The 19,753-nt window shown below is 56.6% G+C and carries 15 protein-coding genes; 4 read left to right on the top strand and 11 right to left on the bottom strand.

What is annotated here, in order from left to right; translation table 11 throughout:
* Positions 1–36: 36 nt before the first annotated feature.
* Entirely contained in the window at positions 37–891 is an 855-nt protein-coding gene (gene hisG / locus SH678x_RS17980; protein WP_496919834.1) for an ATP phosphoribosyltransferase, read from the bottom strand.
* Between the two features lie 157 nt (positions 892–1,048).
* Positions 1,049–1,384, bottom strand: coding sequence for a phosphoribosyl-ATP diphosphatase (locus SH678x_RS17975; protein ID WP_496919833.1), 336 nt, complete (start codon positions 1,382–1,384; stop codon positions 1,049–1,051).
* Between the two features lie 154 nt (positions 1,385–1,538).
* On the opposite strand from SH678x_RS17975, the gene miaA reads away from it, so the two are divergent.
* Entirely contained in the window at positions 1,539–2,468 is a 930-nt protein-coding gene (gene miaA / locus SH678x_RS17970; protein WP_496919832.1) for a tRNA (adenosine(37)-N6)-dimethylallyltransferase MiaA, read from the top strand.
* A 96-nt stretch (positions 2,469–2,564) separates the two neighbouring features.
* Here miaA and SH678x_RS17965 read toward each other — a convergent pair whose 3' ends face one another.
* The 5 genes from SH678x_RS17965 to smc form a co-directional block, all read right to left on the bottom strand.
* Positions 2,565–3,812, bottom strand: a complete 1,248-nt coding sequence (locus tag SH678x_RS17965; RefSeq protein WP_496919831.1) for a serine hydrolase domain-containing protein — start codon at positions 3,810–3,812, stop codon at positions 2,565–2,567.
* Positions 3,813–3,945: 133 nt separating this feature from the next.
* Complete coding sequence (gene moaC, locus SH678x_RS17960; protein ID WP_496919830.1) at positions 3,946–4,434, bottom strand: cyclic pyranopterin monophosphate synthase MoaC; 489 nt, start codon at positions 4,432–4,434, stop codon at positions 3,946–3,948.
* On the bottom strand, positions 4,431–4,784 hold the full coding sequence (locus tag SH678x_RS17955) for a putative signal transducing protein (protein ID WP_496919829.1): 354 nt from the start codon (positions 4,782–4,784) through the stop codon (positions 4,431–4,433). The genes moaC and SH678x_RS17955 overlap by 4 nt, the downstream gene beginning before the upstream one ends.
* A 297-nt stretch (positions 4,785–5,081) precedes the next feature.
* Positions 5,082–5,654 carry a helix-turn-helix domain-containing protein gene (locus SH678x_RS17950; protein ID WP_496919828.1) on the bottom strand — a complete coding sequence of 191 codons (573 nt, stop codon included), beginning with the start codon at positions 5,652–5,654 and terminating at the stop codon, positions 5,082–5,084.
* Between the two features lie 700 nt (positions 5,655–6,354).
* On the bottom strand, positions 6,355–9,954 hold the full coding sequence (smc, locus tag SH678x_RS17945; RefSeq protein ID WP_496919827.1) for a chromosome segregation protein SMC: 3,600 nt from the start codon (positions 9,952–9,954) through the stop codon (positions 6,355–6,357).
* A 231-nt stretch (positions 9,955–10,185) separates the two neighbouring features.
* Between smc and SH678x_RS17940 the strand changes: the two genes are divergently transcribed.
* From SH678x_RS17940 to SH678x_RS17930, 3 genes are all read left to right on the top strand, one after another.
* On the top strand, positions 10,186–10,767 hold the full coding sequence (locus SH678x_RS17940; RefSeq protein ID WP_496919826.1) for a hypothetical protein: 582 nt from the start codon (positions 10,186–10,188) through the stop codon (positions 10,765–10,767).
* A 245-nt stretch (positions 10,768–11,012) separates the two neighbouring features.
* Positions 11,013–14,159, top strand: coding sequence for a class I tRNA ligase family protein (locus SH678x_RS17935; protein WP_496919825.1), 3,147 nt, complete (start codon positions 11,013–11,015; stop codon positions 14,157–14,159).
* Between the two features lie 166 nt (positions 14,160–14,325).
* Complete coding sequence (locus SH678x_RS17930; protein ID WP_496919824.1) at positions 14,326–14,739, top strand: bifunctional nuclease family protein; 414 nt, start codon at positions 14,326–14,328, stop codon at positions 14,737–14,739.
* 98 nt (positions 14,740–14,837) lie between these two features.
* Here the strand turns inward: SH678x_RS17930 and SH678x_RS17925 are convergent, their stop codons facing one another.
* From SH678x_RS17925 to SH678x_RS17910, 4 genes are all read right to left on the bottom strand, one after another.
* Positions 14,838–16,616 carry an aspartate kinase gene (locus tag SH678x_RS17925; protein ID WP_496919823.1) on the bottom strand — a complete coding sequence of 593 codons (1,779 nt, stop codon included), beginning with the start codon at positions 16,614–16,616 and terminating at the stop codon, positions 14,838–14,840.
* Between the two features lie 131 nt (positions 16,617–16,747).
* Positions 16,748–17,950 (bottom strand): cofactor-independent phosphoglycerate mutase, encoded by a 1,203-nt coding sequence (locus SH678x_RS17920; protein WP_496919822.1) that lies wholly within the window; start codon positions 17,948–17,950, stop codon positions 16,748–16,750.
* 41 nt (positions 17,951–17,991) lie between these two features.
* A complete protein-coding gene (locus tag SH678x_RS17915; protein ID WP_496919821.1) occupies positions 17,992–18,387 on the bottom strand; it encodes a GxxExxY protein in 396 nt (131 codons plus the stop codon).
* A 43-nt stretch (positions 18,388–18,430) separates the two neighbouring features.
* Positions 18,431–19,726 carry a homoserine dehydrogenase gene (locus SH678x_RS17910; RefSeq protein ID WP_496919820.1) on the bottom strand — a complete coding sequence of 432 codons (1,296 nt, stop codon included), beginning with the start codon at positions 19,724–19,726 and terminating at the stop codon, positions 18,431–18,433.
* Between the last annotated feature and the right edge of the window lie 27 nt (positions 19,727–19,753).

Below are 19,753 nucleotides of genomic sequence, written 5' to 3'. Positions count from 1 at the left end.
GCGGCTTAGCGCTAAACACCGCTAAGCCGCGAGCGGCTACAGCCGGCAATTCGCAATAGATGTTTCCAAAATCGCCGTGGCGCCGAGTGATTCGAGCTGTTCCATGATGCCGATCACTTCGTTGCGTTTGACCATCGCGCGGACGGCGCACCAATTCTTATCTTCGAGTTGGTTGACTGTTGGCGAGTTGTAACCCGGCGTGATCTTTTCGGCGTCGGCGAGCTTGGCGGCGGGAACATTATATTCCAGCAGGGAATACGCCCGGGCGATGACGACACCTTCAAGGCGACGCACCACGCGGTCGCAAAGTGCCTGGTGTGCGGTTTTCGGATTTTGAATCAACACGGTTTCGTAAGTGCCGATCTCGTCGAGAATTCGCAAACGGTTGGCGGCGAGCGTGCTGCCGGTTTCGACGAGATCGACAATCGCATCGGCAATGCCCAAGGCGATCATCACTTCCACTGAGCCGGTTAGTTTGACCGTGTGGGCGGTGACCCCAAACTTGGCGAGATAGCCCTTGGTGACGTTGGGGAAGCTGGTTGCCACGCGTTGATTGGCAAGATCCTTCGGCGTTTTGATCGCGCCATCTTCGGGTACGCAAACGGCTAAGCGACAGTTGCCGACGCCCAGGTTGAGTCGTTCCACCAGTTCAACGCCACTTTCGGCCACCAGATCCGCACCGGTAATTCCTAGATCGATGGCCCCTTCGGCACAGAGCACGGGGATGTCGTCTGTGCGGAGAAAGGTGATGTCGATCGGCATTTCCTTGACGCGCGCGAACAAGCTGCGATCCTGGCGGCGAAAGCGTAGCCCCGCTTCAAGCAGTAGCGCCGTCGAAACTTCCGCCAAGCGGCCTTTGCTGGGAACACCGATACGTAAATTTTCATTCATGATAAAGTTGTTTCACGCAGAAACGCTGAGATCACAGAGAGGAAATATTTGGAACGCTAATTAGCACTAATAATCGCTAATAAAAAAATTAGTGAAGATAAGTGTGTATTAGTGTTCTTGTCGTCCTCTGCGTTCTCCGCGCCTTTGCGTGAGAATCTTAAGTTTTTCTGTTGGCTTTTTCTTCTAAACCGGAGACACCGAATCGGCGAGCGAGTTCGGCTTCCACTTCGGCGAGTTCCACGTCGCGGCTGGCGAGCAGCACCATCAAGTGGTAAATCACGTCGCCTGCCTCACGGATGGTGTGTTGTCGGCCTTCCTCACCCTCTTCGCCCGCCGCTTCGACAACCTCGGCCGCTTCTTCAATTATCTTGCCACCGATCTTGGTCACACCGCCGGCCAGCAGCTTGGCCGTGTACGATGTTTCGCCCGAAGCCCCTTTGCGCGCGACGATCGTTTGTTCGAGCAAGTCGAGTGTGCGTGGGTGATCGGACATAAGTGTGGCTTCCCTTGCGAAGGTTCACTTATCACAATGGGCTGGTAAGGGCGAGGTAATCCTCCAGTTTAGGCAGGGATTTACAGTGTGGCAATCGCTAGGGCGAGCGGGGTGCGTAAGCTCCCTGATTTGTTGAAGAAGGTCGGAGAAACTAGTGAACGAAGCTCAGCCCACTCTCGATTGTTGGTTTCTCACCGGGGCCACCGCGGCCGGTAAGTCGCAGGTCGGTTTGGCGTTGGCCCGTCGACTTGGTGCGGAAATTATCTCGCTCGATTCGATGGCTATCTATCGCGGCATGGATATCGGCACGGCCAAGCCCACTGTGGAAGAACAAGCCCAAGTGCCGCACCATCTGATTGACATCGTCGACCCCGACGAAGAATTTAGCATCGAGCGCTATCTGGATGCCGCTCACGCCGCCATTGCCGAGATTAAGGGTCGTGGCCGTGAAGTCTTGTTCGTCGGAGGAACACCGCTTTATCTCAAAGCGTTGCTACGCGGAATGTCGTCAGGCCCCCCCGCCGATTGGCAGATGCGCGAAGAAATTGCCGCCGAGGTCGCAGAAGTGGGCAACGCGGCGCTTTACGAACGGCTGGAGCAACTCGACCCGCTCGCCGCTTCGCAAATCCACCCCAACGACACGCGGCGCTTGATTCGCGCGTTGGAAGTCTTTCGCATGACGGGCTCACCAATCAGCCACCAGCAACTTCACTTTGAAGAAGGAACACCCGCCGAAGACTGCCGCGTGTTTGTTTTGCGTCGACCGCGTGAAGAACAGCATGAACGAATTAACGCCCGCGTGGAGCAGATGTTCGAGCGCGGACTCGTTGATGAAGTGAAGCAATTGGTCGCCGAGGGCAAGCAACTCGGCCGCACGGCCAGCCAAGCCGTGGGGTACCAAGAAGTGATCGAGTACATCAACGGCGGCGAATACGATGCGATGGTCGCGAAGATCAAAACCCGCACACGGCGATTTGCGAAACGGCAGGGAACATGGTTCCGCAGTTTGTGCGAATGCCGGTTTGTGGATATTACGGGGGAAGTGAACGCGGAAGCGATTGCCAGCGACATCGCCACGCGTTAGCCGGCATCGTTCCGATGCCGAGTAATGATTGTGCCGCATTAGGAACTATCGGCAGTGGGACACTGCCGGCTAACACTTGAAATTAATCATACGTATCTACTCCTCCACCGCCCCATAAATCACCGGCTTGAGTTTCTCTTCCGTTTCCGGGGAATACGGCACGCGCTGTTCCATCGTGACCACGATGAGGTCATCATCGGGGGAAAGCCAATAGTGGGTGCTCGCCGCGCCGCCCCAGCCGTATTCATTTTTCTTGGCATGTGCGTTCGACTTATGGGCTTCAGTCGTCACCGAGAAGCCCAAGCCGTAGCCGACTCCAGTGCGTTCTTCTTCGCCAAATTTGACCCAACCGGCCAGCTTGGGGACTTGGTCGGTCCGCATGAGCTCGACGGTTTCGGGTTTGAGGATTCGCTGGCCTTGGAATTCGCCGTCGCCGGCAATCATCATGAGGAATCGCATGTAATCGGAAGCCGTTCCCACGAGACCGCCACCTCCGGACAAGAGCCCGGGCTTGTGAAGGTAGCCGCTCCGTTGGGGATCGTCTTTAATAATCATGCGGCCCTTGCCGTCGGCATAGTAATTCGTGGCGAAGCGTTCGCGTTTGTCTTCGGGCACATAGAACCCGGTGTCGGTCATGCCCAAGGGTTTGAAGATTCGCTCCTCAAAAAATACATCGAGCGGTTGTCCGGAAGCCACTTCCACGACGCGCCCGAGCACGTCGATCCCCGCTCCGTACTGCCACTTCGTGCCGGGTTCGAAAGGAAGTGGGATTTGGCCAAGTTTTTTGGTCATCAACGCCAGGTCGGAATTGAAATCAAGCGCGTCGGTGACTTCGAACATGTTTTCCGTGGGACTACCCCCTGGTGCGCCGTAGACAATCCCCGAGGTGTGCGTGAAGAGTTGCTTCACCGTCATTTCGCGCTCGGCGGGATGTTCTTTGTCGCCATCGAAGACTTTGAGATTGGCAAATTCGGGCAAGTATTTCGATACGGGCGCGTCGAGATCGAGCTTGCCTTCGTCGTGCAAGATCAGCGCGGCGGCCGAAGTGATGGCCTTGCTCATCGAGTAGATGCGAAAGATCGTGTCGGGAGCGATGGGCTTTTTTGTTTCGAGGTCCATCACGCCATAGGGTTCTTGGAACACAAGCTTGCCGTTCTTGGCAATGAGCACGATCCCTCCGGCGATCTTGTGCTCATCGATCTGTTTTTTCATGATCTTGCCGACTTCGGCCAGCTTTTCCGCCGACAGGCCTTCGGCGTCGGGGGTTGAGGTTGGTAACTCAGCGGCATGACTTGAGGCTAAGACCACAAAGGACACAAAGGCACAAAGAGTGAAGCGAAGCATGGTGGAACTCCGAGATAGGCGATGAGACATGAACCGCCATTATAGAGAAATCAGCGCGAATGGAAGCACCGTTAACCGGTATCCTCCCGATGCCTCGAAGTTGCGAATTCACACGGCATCGGGACGATGCCGTCTAACGCACGAAGTGGCCACTGCGGCCGCCGGTCTTTTCTTCGAGTTGGATTTGCTCGATCCGCATTGCGCGGTCGACGGCTTTGCACATGTCGTAGATAGTCAGCGCCGCGACGCTCACCGCCGTGAGGGCTTCCATTTCGACGCCTGTTTTGGCGGTCACTTCCACCGTGGCTTCGATTCTTAGGGCGTCGTTGCCGATTTCGCTGAAATCGATACGTACGGCATCAAGGGGGAGCGAATGGCAAAGCGGAATGAGTTCGTCGGTTCGCTTGGCCGCCATAATTCCGGCGAGCCGGGCAACTTCAAGCACATCGCCCTTGGATAATTTTTTATCTGTGATGAGTTGCCGTGTTGCGGGCTGCATGCGAATCAGCCCGCTGGCTCGCGCAATGCGCTTGGTAACGGGCTTTTCGCCGACGTCGACCATCCGGCTGGCGCCCGTTTCATCAAAGTGAGTAAGAGCGTCGAAGTGAGTGAGCTTGCTCATGGTATGAGCCACATCAATAAAGCGAATACGGCATAAAGTACGAAGCCGATTGCCACGCTCCACAGACAGAGCTTTCTGAATAGCGAATCCGTGGCGATTTCGTTTTCATCGATCTGCGATTCATCGTGAGCCGGCTGCATTGCGTCGAGGATGGATCGTGCCCGAGCGTAATCAGATTCTCTGACTTCGACTTTGGGCCAACTGGGTGCTTCGGCACGGAAGCCGGCGGTGTACTCACCTTTCATGAAGGCTTCGATCCCTTCACGTTCCAAGGCCGCAATAATCATCGCGGCTTCGAGATCGGTGGAGAGTTCGGTGAGCGTGACGAGATTTTCGATGGAAGTGCCCATGCTCATATTATATGCCTCCCCTAGCCGGACCGCCACGCGGTCCGGGCAGCCCCGGAGGACGTGGTCCTCCGGCTAGGGACTTTCAGCATGAATTCGCGCAATAAAAAAACCTCGCCACCGTTTCCGGTGGCGAGGCTTATGTGCGGGGAGGACGACTTTAACGGGAGTTTTCCGTCGCCCGGCAGTTGAATCGTTCAACAGCCCCTATCTTGCTATATGAACCGCTAGAGCGGATGTGTGACATAAATAGATCAACCGGCCGCGAGGGACCGGTTGATCTGGGAAGCATTTGATTTCTTAGACCAACTCTTTCTTGGCACCGATGAGCGTGCGGAGTCTTTCGGCCAACAGGGCGGCATCGAAAGGCTTCTTGAACGTCTCGTTGATGCTTGAGCGGTCGAAGCTTGCCGTGGTGCCGTCATCGGGCAACAAGGCAATCAGAATGGTTTCAGCAAAGTCGCTTGAGCGACGCAAGTTTTGGCAAATCTGCAGGGCCTCGAGCTGACCAATCGAGAAATCGACGATGATGCAGTCGGGGTGGAAGCTTTCGGCTTGGATGCCGGCCTCGAAACCGCTCGCGGCGGTGGAGGTGCGGAAAGCTCGTTCCACAGGCAGTTCACGCTTTAGGTTTTCGATCAGCACTTGGTCCTGGGCGACAATCAGAACCTTGGCCATCGCTTCGTCTTCGAGATCGCCCAAAGGCATGCCATGCTCTTTGAGGAAGCGGATCAAGTATTCACGGGGAATCCGACGGTCCTGGGAACCGGGGATTCGATAGCCCTTTAATCGCCCTGAGTCAAACCATTTGCTGACCGTGCGCGGGGCCACTTTGCAGATCTTGGCGACCTGACCAGTTGTAAAGACCTTCATCACGGGTACTCCAATATAGTCTCGCGTTAACGCATCTTGTCGCGCTATGGGCACTTGCCCGATAGCCGCGCATCCCGTTTGCGTGCAACAGCCTGGCGTCGGCTTCCCTTCGGCCAGTACGGTGTTCTGTGCACACCTGGGTCGGGATACTAAAATCGCATGTAGGGTTGGCTCAGGTCCTTCTGATCCTCTCCGCCATGGTGTTCCATCGGCAGTGCAAGCACTGGAAGATTGGCAAAATTCGTTAAATTGGAGACTGTAGTTAACAGCGATTCCAATCGTTACGATCGCGCAAAACTTCCAACACTTGCGCTCCCTTTGGAGCGGCAAATATGTCTTGGCGTGGAGAGAGCGTACCGCTACTCGTAAGGTAGGTGGGTGCAATCGCTTGCGCGATTACATGATCCCGGTTTTGGCAGGCTCCCCCCTGCGTGGATCATTCTGACTGGCTGATTGTATTTCGTCCGGCCAGAACAATCCTTCCGAAGGATAGTTTCGATTCAAACGGGGGTCCGACTTTAGAAACTTTCTCTATTCAAGGTGAGACAACCGGTTGTACGGGCTGTAAAGAAGGTGCCGATCCTAGTCGTCGTGCCCAGAAAATCGATGCTGGAAGTTTAAGAACCAATCGAGAAAATAGCCGCAAATCGGCGCGGCGACAGGTTCTGTAGGAAGCGTTGCAACGCGCCTAAGAAAAAATTTACGCCGCTTGGCTGGTGACGATCGAACCGTCGGAGCGGACATCCTCGAAGCGGACCGATACGCGTTTCGATATGCCAGATTCTTGCATGGTAATGCCATAGAGCGTGTCGGCGCAGGACATCGTCCGCTTGCTGTGCGTGACGACGATAAACTGTGTGTTGGCCATGAACTGCTTCAAGACTTCCACAAAGCGGTCGATGTTCGCTTCGTCGAGCGCGGCGTCGACTTCGTCCAACACGCAGAACGGCGTGGGGCGACTGCGGAAGATTGCTAGCAACAACGCCACGCACGTCATCGTCCGTTCGCCACCTGATAGCAGCGAGATGCTCCGCGGCTGCTTACCGGGGGGGCGAGCGATGATCTCGATGCCGCATTCGAGCACGTCATCGGTTTCGCTTTCTTCGACGATGATATCAGCTTCGCCACCGCCAAACAGATTGCGGTAAAGTTCTTGGAAATGTCCCCGGATCACGTCGAGCGTTTTCACGAAGATGTCGCGGCTTTCGGAATTGATGCTCACGACGAGCTGTTCGAGCTTCGCTTTGGCGGTCTTGAGATCGATGTACTGCTTGGCGAGCGACGAATGCCGCTCTTCAATGGCTTCCAGTTCGGTGAGGGCGTCGAGACTCACGGGGCCTATGCCGGAAAGTTGGTCGCGGAGCGTACGGATTTCTTTTTCCATTTCGTCGCGGCCGGTGATTTCGGCCGGGGGTTCGGTCACAGCCAGCACGGCCAGCTCGATTTGATAATCTTCTTTGAGCCGCTCGGCCAGTTCTTTGCGTTGATGCTCTTGTTGCTGAAGTTTGTGATCAAGTTGCTGCAGCTTGGATTGGTTTTCGAGAAGCTGCGAGCGCAAACCCTCGACGTTACGACTGGCGGCCGTGCGTTGTTTGCGAAGATCTTCGTGCTTGGTGGACCAATCAGTGAGGCCCGTCGTGAGTTGATCTTTGGCCGCGTAAAGTTCGGCGAGTTCGGTCGTGTGTTCGAGAACCGATTGTTGCAATTGGGTTCGCTGAGTGCGGCAATCGACCGAGCGTTGCCGGGTTTCTTCCAAAGCACGGTCGTGCTCGGCGTGATCGCGGTGCAATTGTTCCATCTGCCGGCGCAAGCCATCGCGACGTTGTTCGCTGCGAGCGAGGGCCACGCGAACGTCGGTGACGCTCGGTTGAAGCGAGGCGAGCTGCTCTTCCAAACGCGAGCCCTGCTCGGTGCGCAGCTCAAGCTGCTTTTGGAAATTTTCCAGATCCGTCTGACGCTGCTTGAGTTGGCCGCGAATGTCGGTGAGTTCATTGTCTTCGGAGGTCGCTTGCTCATCGTGCAAACGCAACTCGGCTTCCGCGGAATTTAACTCCTCGGTGGCACGGTCGAGTCGTTCGCGGGCAGAAGCCACCTTGAGACGAGTTTCGTTGGTCGTTTGCGACGTCCGGTCGTGCTGTTTGGTGAGTTCGGCAAGCGATTGTTCGTCGTCGTGCAGCGTTTTTTCCAAGTGCGAACAATTGGTGCGTTGCTCGTCGATCTTGTGTTCCATGTCGCGGATTTCATCGACGAGGGCCCGCAATTCGCTACGGCGCGACAGCAAGCCGGATGACGATTGTCGTGGGCCGACGGTCAGCGTTCCATCCGCCGATACGACTTCTCCGACAACCGTGACAAAGTTCAAACCACGGCCAATACCACCGGCCAGTTGAAATGCGGTTTTGAGCGAATCCACAAACCAATGCCGGCCCAGTAGCCGTCGCGTGAGAGGGGCCAGCTCTGCCGCGATTTCGACGAATTGATCCGCACGGCCCATGACGCCGGGCTCGTTTGAGAGGTCAATCCGATCAACCGCGCTGGCGACTAGTGGAACATCGAGTCGCAAAAAGCTTGTGCGCCCGGCCCACTCGTTCTCAGCCATATTGACCAAGCGTGGATCGACTTTCTCAATGACGAGACAATTCGCACGATCGCCCAGAGCGATTTCCACCAACGAGGCCGTGTCGGCGTCGACGTGCAACAGGTCGGCCACGATGCCGTGGACTTGTCCGAAGGGACCGTGAGGTTCGGTGCGGGCGAGGCGCAGAACTTCTTTGGTTCCCGCGCTCAAGCCGTCGAGTTGGCGTTCGAGTTCTTCGAGGACTGTAGCGCGTTCGCGAGCGCCCGTGAGTCGGCCATTCAGTTCGGCGAACTGGGCCTGGGCTTTGGTTAACTGCGTGCGATGTTCGCGTAGCTTTGCTTGGGCGAGTTCCAACGTCCGCTGTGATTGTTCCGCAGCAGCTTCTTGAATGCGAAGCTGCTCGTTGGCCGTGGTGAAGCGTTCGAGAATCTCGGCTTTGGCTTGGCGGGTTTGTTCAACCTGCTGGCGAAAGCGTTCACCGGCTGCGACGGCGGATTGGCGTTGCGCTTCGATAATCTGGATGCGGTGCTCCAGCTGTGTGGCATCGCGAAAGGCTTGGGTGTGATCGGTACGGCATTTTTCGAGATCCCCACGGCATTGGGCGAGGGCCGCCTGGGCCAAATCGAGTTCCGCTTGCTGCTGGCGGGCTTGAGCCTCGAGTTCTATGAACTGGCTTTCCGCGGCTTGAAGCTGCTCGGTGTTTTCCGACACCATTTGCTGAGCGTTGCCGGCTTTGGAGGTCATCGCCAAGAGCTGGCGCTCGAGCCGTTCGGTTTCTTGTTCCAGCTCATCAATGCGGGCGAGTTGGCTGCGGCGGGTCGATTCGCATTGGGCAATTCGCTCACGAACCGCGGCGGCTTTGGCCCCGGCTTCTTGGGAATCGCGTTGCCATTGGTCGATGGCTTGCTCGACGGCCTGCAATTCGGCTTCCCGTGCAGCCGCGTTTTCTCGGGCCGAGTTAACGGCAATACGCAGTGATTCGGTCTGCTGATTTTGCTCGGTGAGTGCGGTCGTCAGTTTACGCCAATCGGCGATTCCCAATTGGGTACGCAGCTGGCGGAGGCGGTCGGAGTGTTCTTTGTATTTGCGCGCCTTACCGGCTTGCGACCGAACCGTGCGTAAGCGGGATTCGAGTTCTTCGACGATGTCGGAGAGTCGCAGCAAGTTTTGTTCGATACGTTCCAGACGCCGCGCGGCTTCTTGGCGTTTGAGTTTAAAGCGACTCACGCCTGCGGCTTCTTCAAAGATGAGGCGGCGTTCTTTCGGCGACGATTGCAGCAGGGCATCGACGCGCCCTTGTTCGATGATGCTGTAGGCGCCGGTAGTGACGCCGATTCCCGCGAAGATTTCGCGAATATCTTTCAGGCGGCAAACCTGTCGATTGATCAAGTATTCGGCTTCGCCGCTGCGATAGACGCGGCGGGTGACATGGACTTCGGCATCGTCGACGTTGAGCACGCCGGTGCTGTTGTCGAACGACAGCGTCACTTCGGCGGCATTGCTCTGTTTGCGTGAACGCGAGCCGCCAAAGATGACGTCGGTCATTTCGCTGCCGCGCAGCGCTTTGGGGCTTTGATTGCCCAGCACCCACTTGATCGCGTCGACGACGTTCGACTTGCCCGAACCGTTAGGCCCCACAACGCCCGTAATGCCGTTATGGAACTCCAGCCGCGTGCGATCGGCGAAGCTTTTGAAGCCGTTGAGTTCAAGCGCTTTGAGCATGTGGCGAAAAATCCGGTTAACCGCGCGGTGCCGCGAAGCGACGCCGAGCGCGAAAAATAGCGGCGGAGCTTACCAAATCACCGCAGAATGATGCAGGCCAGAAGATGGGCCAAATTGGGCTGCTAGCAGTGGGTTTGGGGGCAGAAGTTGGATTCGCGGCAGCGGGACGCTGCCGGCTAACCGTGATCTATATTTGAGGGTCGTTTCGCATATATGGTCCGAGGGGTTCTTATGAAGACGTTCGCATTTTGGATGATGTTGTTAGTGCAGCTGTTGAGTTCCAAGGCTGCGGTGGCTCAAGTGGCTTCCGCGGAGGACCACACGGGCGTTTACCGATTGCATCCCAATTTGGAAACCGTCGAGCTCGTGCGGGTCACGCCCGCGGAGATCAAGCCTGGGTTGGTTTACAACTATTACAACGAGCAACTCGGCGAGCGCGCCTGGGGGCTGGCCAAAAAGGGTGGCGGATTTGAATTCGCGTTCGGCGAAGGGACCGTCATGCCAACCACGGCCTTCGATCTGCAGCTATCCCCTGAAATGCAAGCCCGCATGTTGAACGAACGTGCCCCGGGGCTATTGAAGCAACTCGATAACGTGGGCCGCAGCGCCGCGGTACAACTCAATGGCAAAGGCGTTTGGGAGTTGCTGCGTTATCCGTCATCGGCCCGCGTGTTTGATTTGGCGACCGGCGAGCGCTGGGAATGGCACGGGAATCGCCGCGTGGCAGTGCTGCACGTCGGGGGGAATCTGTGGCACATCGTCGACGGACGATACTATCCGGTGACGATCGCGACGACGCTTGGTTGTCGTTAGTGCAGTCGGGTTAACCACGAAGGCACGAAGGGCACAAAGAGGTTAACCACGAATCGACACGAATTCCACGAATAATTGCATCTGAGTGCTCTTCGTGTCTTTGTGGTTAATATCCTTGCCATGCAAGCGAGAGAATTGCATAGATTGCCAACGGAAATAGGCCATTGTCTCGCTGCGAAAGTGATGGGACAATGGCCTTTTTGTTGCCCTGAACCGTTGTTTTCTCGATTGTGTCTAAGCCTCTGATGTCGAATCCGAACACCCCCTCGTTGTCTGAACTTCCCGCCCAGTACGATCACTCGGCGGCTCAAGCCAAGTGGTATCCCTATTGGGAAAGCCAGGGCTACTTTCATGCCGTCGCCGACGATCCACGGCCGCCCTATTGCGTGGTGATCCCGCCCCCGAATGTGACGGGGGCCTTGCACTTGGGGCACGCGCTCAACAACACGCTGCAAGATATTTTGTGCCGCATGAAGCGGATGCAAGGCTACAACGTGCTGTGGATGCCGGGGACCGATCACGCGGGCATTGCCACGCAGGCCGTGGTGGAACGCCGGTTGTTTGAAGAGGAAAAACTTACGCGGCACGATCTGGGGCGCGAGAAGCTGGTCGAGCGGATCTGGGATTGGAAGAAACAATACGAGCAGCGAATCCTTTCGCAGCTCAAGCAATTGGGCGCGAGTTGCGACTGGGAGCGGCTGCGGTTCACGCTCGACGATCAGTGCGCCCGCGCGGTGCGCGAGACGTTCTTCAAGTTGTTCGCCGACAACAAAATTTATCGAGGCAAGCGGCTGGTGAATTGGGACACGTTCCTGCAAACCGCCGTGAGTGATGACGAAGTCTTCCACGAAGCGACCAAGGGCCATTTCTGGCACTTTAATTATCCGGTCATTGATCCTCGGCCGGGCGAGCCGACGCATGTGACGATTGCCACCACGCGACCGGAGACAATGCTCGGCGATACGGCCGTAGCGGTGCATCCCGATCCGGCCAAGGCTTTCGACAAAGTGAGTGTCGAACTGCGCGAAAAGATTATCGCTGCCAGCGCGAAGGAAAAGGGCGAACTCGAAGAACAGGCGACGCTGCTTCTGGAAAGCCGCGCGAAGATGCTGCCGCAGTTGGAACAATTGAGAGACATGGCCAAACGCGGCGTGATGTTGGAGCTACCACTTACAGGTCGTAAGATTCCACTCATCGCCGACGAATGGGCCAAGCCGGAACTGGGTTCGGGCTGTGTGAAAATCACCCCCGCGCATGATGAAAACGACTACCAGGTGTGGCAGCGCAACTTGGCAATCGGAGCGATCAACATCATGAACTCCGACGGTACGCTCAACGACAGCGTGCCGGAGAAGTATCGTGGCCTGACGATGAAGAAAGCCCGCGAGGCAGTGGTTGCCGACATGGAAGCGGCTGAGCTTTGTGTGGAAATTGAAGATCGCGACATCGATCTGGCGCACAGCGATCGCAGCAAGACGCCGATCGAGCCGTACTTGGCCGATCAGTGGTTCGTGAAGATGGACGAGCTCGCACAATCGGCGATGGACGCCGTATCAGATGGCCGCGTGAAGATCATTCCCGAGCGTTACAAGAAGACGTATCTCGATTGGCTCAGTGAAAAGCGAGACTGGCCCGTGGGCCGACAGCTTTGGTGGGGACATCGGATACCAGTGTGGACGAAACCAGTTGGGGACGTTCCGGACGAGTTCAGACCTAAAGCAGAAACCGAGTCAGAAGCAGAAACTGAACTTCTCGAATCCGTGATTGGCAAGAGCTTTCCGATTGATGGAGCTGTGTTTCTAATCAGCCAGGGGGCAGAAGGGAATGGTGGTACTTGCTATCTCTGTTTTCGTACTCCTGTCCCTGAACTTGATTCTAAACTTGAACTAATCGGATATAAGCAAGACGACGAAGTTCTCGACACTTGGTTCTCCTCCGCCTTATGGCCGCACTCGACGCTTGGCTGGCCGGAGCAAACACCGGAGCTTGCGCGATTTTATCCCACGAGCACGCTGATTACCTCGCGGGACATTATCACGCTGTGGGTCGCGCGGATGGTGCTGGCGGGGCTTTACAACATGGGAGAGGTGCCGTTTCCCGAGGTTTTCATTCATCCGAAGATTCTCGACGGCTTCGGCGAGACGATGTCGAAGTCGAAGGGGAACGGCGTCGATCCGTTGGACGTGATCGAAAAGTTCGGGGCCGATTCGCTGCGGTTTGGGTTGGCGTATCTGACGACCGAGACGCAAGACGTCCGCATGCCGGTGGAATTTGAATGCCCGCACTGCCATTCGTTGATTGCTCAAACGAAAAAGAACCGCACCTTGCCGCGGATCGAGTGCGACAAATGCCATCAGCCGTTCGGCACGCAATGGTCGCAATCGCACGGCACCGAAGACGATCAGAAGCTCCCGCGCGGGGCCGTGGTGAGCGAACGGTTCGAGCTGGGCCGCAACTTCTGCAACAAGTTGTGGAACGCCTCGCGGTTCGCGTTGATGAACTTAGAAGGCGGCGAGTCGTCAGCGCCCGGAGATTTATTACTTGAAGATCGCTGGCTGTTGTCGCGACTCGCGACGGTGACTGACGAAGTGACCAAGGCGCTCGCGGAATATCGTTTTGCCGATGCGGCGCGCTCGCTGTATGGTTTTGCTTGGGATGAATTCTGCAGCTTCTATGTGGAAATGACGAAGGCGCGGTTTGCCGTGCCGGAGCAACGGGCCACTGCGCAGCGGGTGCTGGCTCACGCGCTCGATACTCTGCTGCGGTTGTTGCATCCGATGACGCCGTTTTTGACTGAGGAAGTTTGGCATTTGTTGAATCAGGCGGCGCCGCATCGCGGCCTGCTGAAGCAGGACCGCGCCGCGGAGAGTATTTGTGTGGCGGAGTGGCCTCAGGTTGACTCGCAGTGGATCGATAATACGATCGAAGCGCAGTTTGCAAAATTTCAGACCGTAATGGGTGCCGTGCGGAACATCCGCCAGGAGAAAAATATCCCGCCGCGCGAACCGATTCAGTTCTCTGTGAAGTGCGATGCCGAGACGGTAAAACTTTTGCAACCGATGGAGCCCTACTTTCTTTCGATGGCGCACGCCGCGGCGACCGACTGGGGTGCCGACGTGACTCCGCCGGAACGCGTGGCCAGTAAGCCGCTCGAAGGGATGGAAGTCCACGTCGATATTAGCGCGTTTTTCGACGTGACAGCGGAACGGACCCGGCTAGAAAAGGAACGCGACAATCTGGCGAAGTTCGTGGATTCGCTCAACGCGAAGCTCTCGAACGAGAATTTTGTGAGCCGTGCCCCGGCGAACGTCGTCGACGAGCAGCGGAGCAAATTGACGGAAGTCCGCGAGCAATTGGAGTCGGTGGAAGCAGCGCTGGCGAAGTTGGCGTGAGAAAAAGCTAAGAGCGGAGGGACAAGAGTCGAGAGCCAGACGATTCCGGCTCTTGACTCTGGACTCTTCGCTCTCGACCCGCAATTACTTACTTACGGCGCAAAATCACATATAATTCATCAGTTGGAACAGGGTTTCGATCGGTTGCTCTTACGGGAGTCTTTATATGCCAGTCGCCATGGAATTGTCGCGAATCATTATCAGCGAGGTCACCGCTGAGCAGGTGATTTGGCTGCGCGAGATCGAAGGGACGCGCACCTTTCCGATTTTGATCGGCATGTTCGAGGCGATGAGCATCAACCGTCGCGTGAACGGCATCGAAGCCCCGCGGCCGCTGACCCATGATTTGGTGGTGAATACCGTCGAAAGCATGGGTGGGGAATTTCAGGATGTGATCATCAACGAGCTCAAGGATCACACGTACTACGCGCAGCTCCGCGTGCGGCAGGATGGCGAGCTCATCGAGATCGATTCCCGGCCGAGCGACGCGATTGCCGTGGCCGTGAGTTGCGATCCGCCGCTGCCGATCTATGTGGCCGAGGATGTGCTGACGGATATCTCGAATAGTTCGGGACAATAAATAGAACACAGATCCGCGCGGATTTGGCGGATGGGCGCAGATTTTAATTATGATCTGTGTCAATCAGTCCAATCAGCGTTAGATCCGCGTTCTATAAATTATCCTAGTACGTCGGCGAAGGCGGTTTGGAGGGCTTTGAGGCCTTCTTCCCCCTTGTCGGCGGCGACGACTATGTTGACTCGCATTTCGCTGGTGCCGACCATTTCGACGTTGATCCCCGCCTTGGAGAGTGCTTGGAAGGTGCGAACTCCCACGCCGGTGTGCGTGCGGATGCCGATGCCGAAGACCGACAGAATCGCGATTTGCGAAGCGGTGGTGACCGGCCCGCATTCGAGTTGCTCGGCGATTTTGGTGACGACTTCCGACGCCGCGCCGACGGATTCACTAGGAACAGTAAAGCTGAGATTCGCTTGCCCGTCGCGGCCCGTGCCTTGCACGATCATGTCGACCATGATGTCTTCGGCGGCGACCGCTTCAAAGACTTCCGCGGCGATGCCGGGCTTGTCGGGGACTTGTGATATCGTGATGCGACCTTGCGATTCGTCGAGTTGAACGCTCTCGATCGTGAGGTCTTCCATCCGTTGCAAGCGAGCCACGATGTCGATGGCGTTTTGCTGGCCCGTGGTCGACGGTTTGTCGCCGAAGGCCGCGCGATCCTTGGGGGTCTTTTCAAGTTCGAATTCGCTATGCACAGCCCTCAAGGCTTGCATCGCTTGTTCGCGTTTCACGAGGGCCGAGATTTTGATTTGGCTGGTGGTGATCGCCAGGATGTTGACCTTCTCGTCGGCCAGGGCGCGGAACATGCGGTCGGCCACGCCCGTTTGTGTGGCCATGCCGAGGCCGACAATCGAGACTTTCGACACGTCGGCTTGATGGGTGACTTCCGCTCCCAATTCTTTAGCGGCCTGTTCGACGGCCTTCAACGTGGCGGGCAAATCGGTTTCGAGCACCGTGAAGGAAATCTCGGCTTTGCCCCCTTCGCCGACGTTTTGCACGATCATGTCGACCGCGACGTTCACTTTGCCGATTAGCGAGAAGACCATATCCATCGTGCCCGGCTGATCGGGGACGTTGCTGATGGTGATCCAGGCTTCGTTCTTGGTGAGAGCCGCACCGCTTACCGGACGATCCAAACTTTCGGGATGCAGGCCAATGATCGTACCGGGCTCGTCGCTGAAACTGGCGCTGTTGCAGACGTGAATCGGCACGCCGAATTTCTTGCCGAATTCAATGGAACGGCTGTGCATGACTCCGGCACCGAGGCTGGCGAGCTCCAGGATTTCGTCGTGACTGACTTGATCCATCTTGCGAGCTTCGGCGACGATCCGCGGGTCGGTCGTGAACACGCCGTCGACGTCGGTGTAAATCTGGCAAGCGTCGGCCTTCAACACGGCGGCAAGGGCCACGGCGGTTGTGTCGCTCCCGCCGCGACCGAGGGTGGTGATGTTGTAATCATCGTCGATGCCCTGGAATCCCGCGGCGATCACGATGTTGCCGTCATCGAGATGCTTACGCATACGGTCGGTGGAGATCGACTGGATGCGTGCCTTGGTGTGCGAACTGTCGGTTTTGATGCCGATTTGGCCGCCGGTGAGGCTCACGGCTTTGCTACCGAGTTCATGAATCGCCATCGCCATGAGGGCCACGCTCACCTGCTCGCCCGTGGAAAGGAGCATGTCCATTTCGCGGGCTGAAGGGTTCGTGGAGATTTGCCCGGCGAGATCGACAAGCACGTCGGTGTTCTTGCCCATGGCACTCACGACCATCACGACTTGATGACCTTGCTGTTGGGAGCGAATGGCCTTGCGCGCGGCGGCCATGATCTTCTCGGGTGTGCCAACGCTGGTGCCGCCAAATTTTTGAACGATGATGCCCATGTTTGATTTCGGATTGTGGAATTCGGATTGGGGAATGTTTGTTACCACGAAGGCACAAAGATCACAAAGTAGAAATTTCAGATTTTGATAAATTGCAATTTATTTTCTTAGTGCCCTTTGTGTCTTAGTGGTTATTTTTTTATGAACCAACCCATGGTGCGCCAGCCTTCGTCGAAGGCGAGCGAGGATTGGGCGGCGTTGGTGTCGCCGTAGGTGGTGTACTCGTCGGCTTCGATGCCCGTGCCAGCCATCGCCACGGGGACGTTGCCATGTGTGTGTGTTTTGGTGCTGAGGTACGTAGGATGATCGGGGGAGATCATCACGCGGTAGTCGCCGTAGGATTTCAAGGCGTCGACGAGAGGACCCACGACGTGGGTGTCGATCTCTTCGAGCGATTTGACTTTCTTGCCGCAGTCCCCTTCGTGCGACGATTCGTCGGGGGCTTCGACGTGGACGCAAATGAGATCGACTTCCTGGAGGGCATCAATCGCATAACGGCCTTTGGCGGCGTAGTCGGTGTCGGTGTAGCCGGTGGCGCCGGGGACTTCGATCCGTTGCCAACCGACCAAAGCGGCCAAACCACGCAGTAGGTCGACGGCGGTGATCATTGCGCCACGTGGGCCATAGGCTTCGGTGAACGGAGCCAACTTGGGCGCCTTGCCGATGCCCCAGAGCCAGACATTCGTTGCAGGAGGCTTACCCGCAGCAAGGCGGCGTTTGTTGACCGGATGATCGGCAAACAGCGCGATTGTTTCGGTCATCAATTCGTTGAGGACCGTGCTGCCAGGACCACGGGGGAAATTGTCGAGCACTGATTTGTCGGTCAGATCGTGGGGCGGGGTAGCTCGCATTTCCATCGTGAACGGGGCAGGGCGTTCTTTACCGCGCCAGATCAGTAGGTTGCGATAACTCACACCAGGAACAAATTCGAGTCCATTGCCGCCGAGTTTTTCTTGAGCCGTCGCCAATAGCTCGGTTGCTTCTTCGGTCGAGATATGCCCGGCCGTGAAGCTCTTCATGATCTGGTCTTGGACCGTGACAAGATTACAGCGAATGGCCCAGTCGTCTGGTGAGAGTTCGATTCCTTGTGCAGCGGCTTCAATCGGCGCGCGGCCCGTGAAGTTGGTGAGCGGGTCGTAGCCCAAGAGACTCATGTTGCCGACTTCGGAGCCCGCGGGGAGGACTTTGGGAGTATGGCAAGCCTGCGCGATCACGCCCGACGCCACGACGGCATCCATGGCGGGTGTCTTGGCGGCTTCAAGCGGCGTCTGGCCATCAAGCAAAGCTTGCGGCTCGTCGGCAGCACCGTCGGGGATGATGATCGCGTATTTCATAATTTAATTAACCACTAAGGCACGAAGGTCACAAAGGAAGATTAAATTACTATTCTTTTGAGACCGTCTTTGAGTAGACGAACATTAAAATTGATTAAAAGTCCCAAACGGTTTTTCGATAGTTTTAAATAGGTCAATAACTGCGCTTCGTGCAGTGGCATTAATTGTTCACAAGATTTCAGTTCAATGACCACACAATCCTCAACCAAAAGATCGATACGTAAGCCAGATTCTAGCACCAAATCGTCGTAGATAATTGGTAGTACAGCTTGCCTTACATACTTTAAGTTAGACTTAGCCAACTCATGACATAGGCATGATTCATAAACCGATTCAAGTAACCCAGGCCCCAGGGCTTTGTGAACTCGAAATGCACCCTGAATCACTTCATGTGCAATTTTTTCTATCTCATCAGCTATGGGGTCGTAGGAACTCACTTCAACTCAACTGTCTTTGTGTCCTTTGTATCTTAGTGGTTACCTAATCTCTGACCCACATGCGGACCAGATCGCCTTTGACACAACTCAACCCCGCGATTTCTTCGCAGGCTTTGGCCGCGGCACCGGCGGTCGTTTCGTGGGTCATGATCACCAGCGGCAGGACTTGGCTGCCGGGTTCGGCTTCGTGTTGCAGCACCGACGAAATCGAAACTTTTTGTTTGCCGAGTGCCGATGTAATCTGCGCGAGCACGCCGGGATGATCGTCGACGTTCACACGCAAGTAGAAGCGGCCCTTGGCTTGGGCATAATCGTTGGGTGTCACGCGGGCTTCACGCCGTGACCACAGTTCCAGCGTTTTGAAGGTGATTTTGGTGCGACCCACGGCGGTGTCGATCATGTCGGCCACGACCGCAGAAGCTGTTGGCATTTGACCGGCCCCAGCACCGTAAAAGAGCAGCGGTCCCACGGCATCGCCCACCACGCGAATGGCATTGAACGGGCCACCCACTTCGGCGAGTGGTGTGCCTGCTTTCACCAACGTGGGCGAAACGTGCAGTTCCAAGCCGTCGTCCACGAGTTTGGCTACGGCCAAGAGTTTGATCTTGTAGCCCATCTCTTGAGCGTAACGCACATCGGCCACGTCGAGCGTATCGATGCCGGAACGCGGAATGTCTTGCCAATCGACGCGGGCACCAAAGGCAAGATGCGCGAGGATGGCTAACTTTTGCGTCGCATCGGCGCCATCGACGTCCATCGTCGGATCGGCTTCGGCATAGCCCAGCTTTTGGGCTTCGGCCAAGACCTCGGCGTAGGCGGCTCCATCTTCGTGCATCTTCGTGAGAATGAAATTGCTGGTGCCGTTGAGAATCCCTTGGATGGATTCGATCTGATTCGCGGAGAGGCATTGGCCAATGTTGGCAATGATGGGGATGCCACCCGCCACGGAGGCTTCAAAGGCTATCGAGCGGCCCAGCTCGCGGGCGCGATCGAAGAGTTCGGGGCCGTGTTCCGCTAGCAACGCTTTGTTGGCCGTGACGACGTCTTTGCCGCGTTCCAGCAGTTGAAGCATGATCGTGCGGGCCGGTTCGATGCCTCCCACCAAATGGGCGACGACTTCGATCTCGGGGTCGTCGAGCACTTCGTTCAGATCGTCGGTGAGAATGCCGTCGGGGAGGTCGCAGTTGCGAGCCTTTTTGAGATCGCGAACAACGGCTTTCTCCAACCACAGGGTGCGGCCGGCGTGGCGGGCGGTGCGGTCGCCGAATTCGAGCAGAATCTTGGCAACGCCCGAGCCAACGGTTCCCAGGCCGACAATGGCAACTTTACTCTTTTCCATGTTTCTTAAAATCCCGTCGGCAGACGC

It is taken from the genome of Bythopirellula superficialaquae (assembly GCF_059632245.1).
This window is presented reverse-complemented; position numbering and strand designations above follow the sequence as displayed.

Excerpts from the sequence above, each read along its gene's own strand:
- SH678x_RS17950 (WP_496919828.1), bottom strand. The coding sequence starts at position 5,654 with ATGAAGGTCTTTACAACTGGTCAGGTCGCCAAGATCTGCAAAGTGGCC.
- SH678x_RS17930 (WP_496919824.1), top strand. The coding sequence starts at position 14,326 with ATGCCAGTCGCCATGGAATTGTCGCGAATCATTATCAGCGAGGTCACC.
- SH678x_RS17935 (WP_496919825.1), top strand. The coding sequence starts at position 11,013 with ATGTCGAATCCGAACACCCCCTCGTTGTCTGAACTTCCCGCCCAGTAC.
- SH678x_RS17925 (WP_496919823.1), bottom strand. The coding sequence starts at position 16,616 with ATGGGCATCATCGTTCAAAAATTTGGCGGCACCAGCGTTGGCACACCC.
- SH678x_RS17975 (WP_496919833.1), bottom strand. The coding sequence starts at position 1,384 with ATGTCCGATCACCCACGCACACTCGACTTGCTCGAACAAACGATCGTC.
- moaC (WP_496919830.1), bottom strand. The coding sequence starts at position 4,434 with ATGAGCAAGCTCACTCACTTCGACGCTCTTACTCACTTTGATGAAACG.
- smc (WP_496919827.1), bottom strand. The coding sequence starts at position 9,954 with ATGCTCAAAGCGCTTGAACTCAACGGCTTCAAAAGCTTCGCCGATCGC.
- hisG (WP_496919834.1), bottom strand. The coding sequence starts at position 891 with ATGAATGAAAATTTACGTATCGGTGTTCCCAGCAAAGGCCGCTTGGCG.
- SH678x_RS17920 (WP_496919822.1), bottom strand. The coding sequence starts at position 17,950 with ATGAAATACGCGATCATCATCCCCGACGGTGCTGCCGACGAGCCGCAA.
- SH678x_RS17955 (WP_496919829.1), bottom strand. The coding sequence starts at position 4,784 with ATGGGCACTTCCATCGAAAATCTCGTCACGCTCACCGAACTCTCCACC.
- SH678x_RS17940 (WP_496919826.1), top strand. The coding sequence starts at position 10,186 with ATGAAGACGTTCGCATTTTGGATGATGTTGTTAGTGCAGCTGTTGAGT.
- SH678x_RS17910 (WP_496919820.1), bottom strand. The coding sequence starts at position 19,726 with ATGGAAAAGAGTAAAGTTGCCATTGTCGGCCTGGGAACCGTTGGCTCG.
- SH678x_RS17965 (WP_496919831.1), bottom strand. The coding sequence starts at position 3,812 with ATGCTTCGCTTCACTCTTTGTGCCTTTGTGTCCTTTGTGGTCTTAGCC.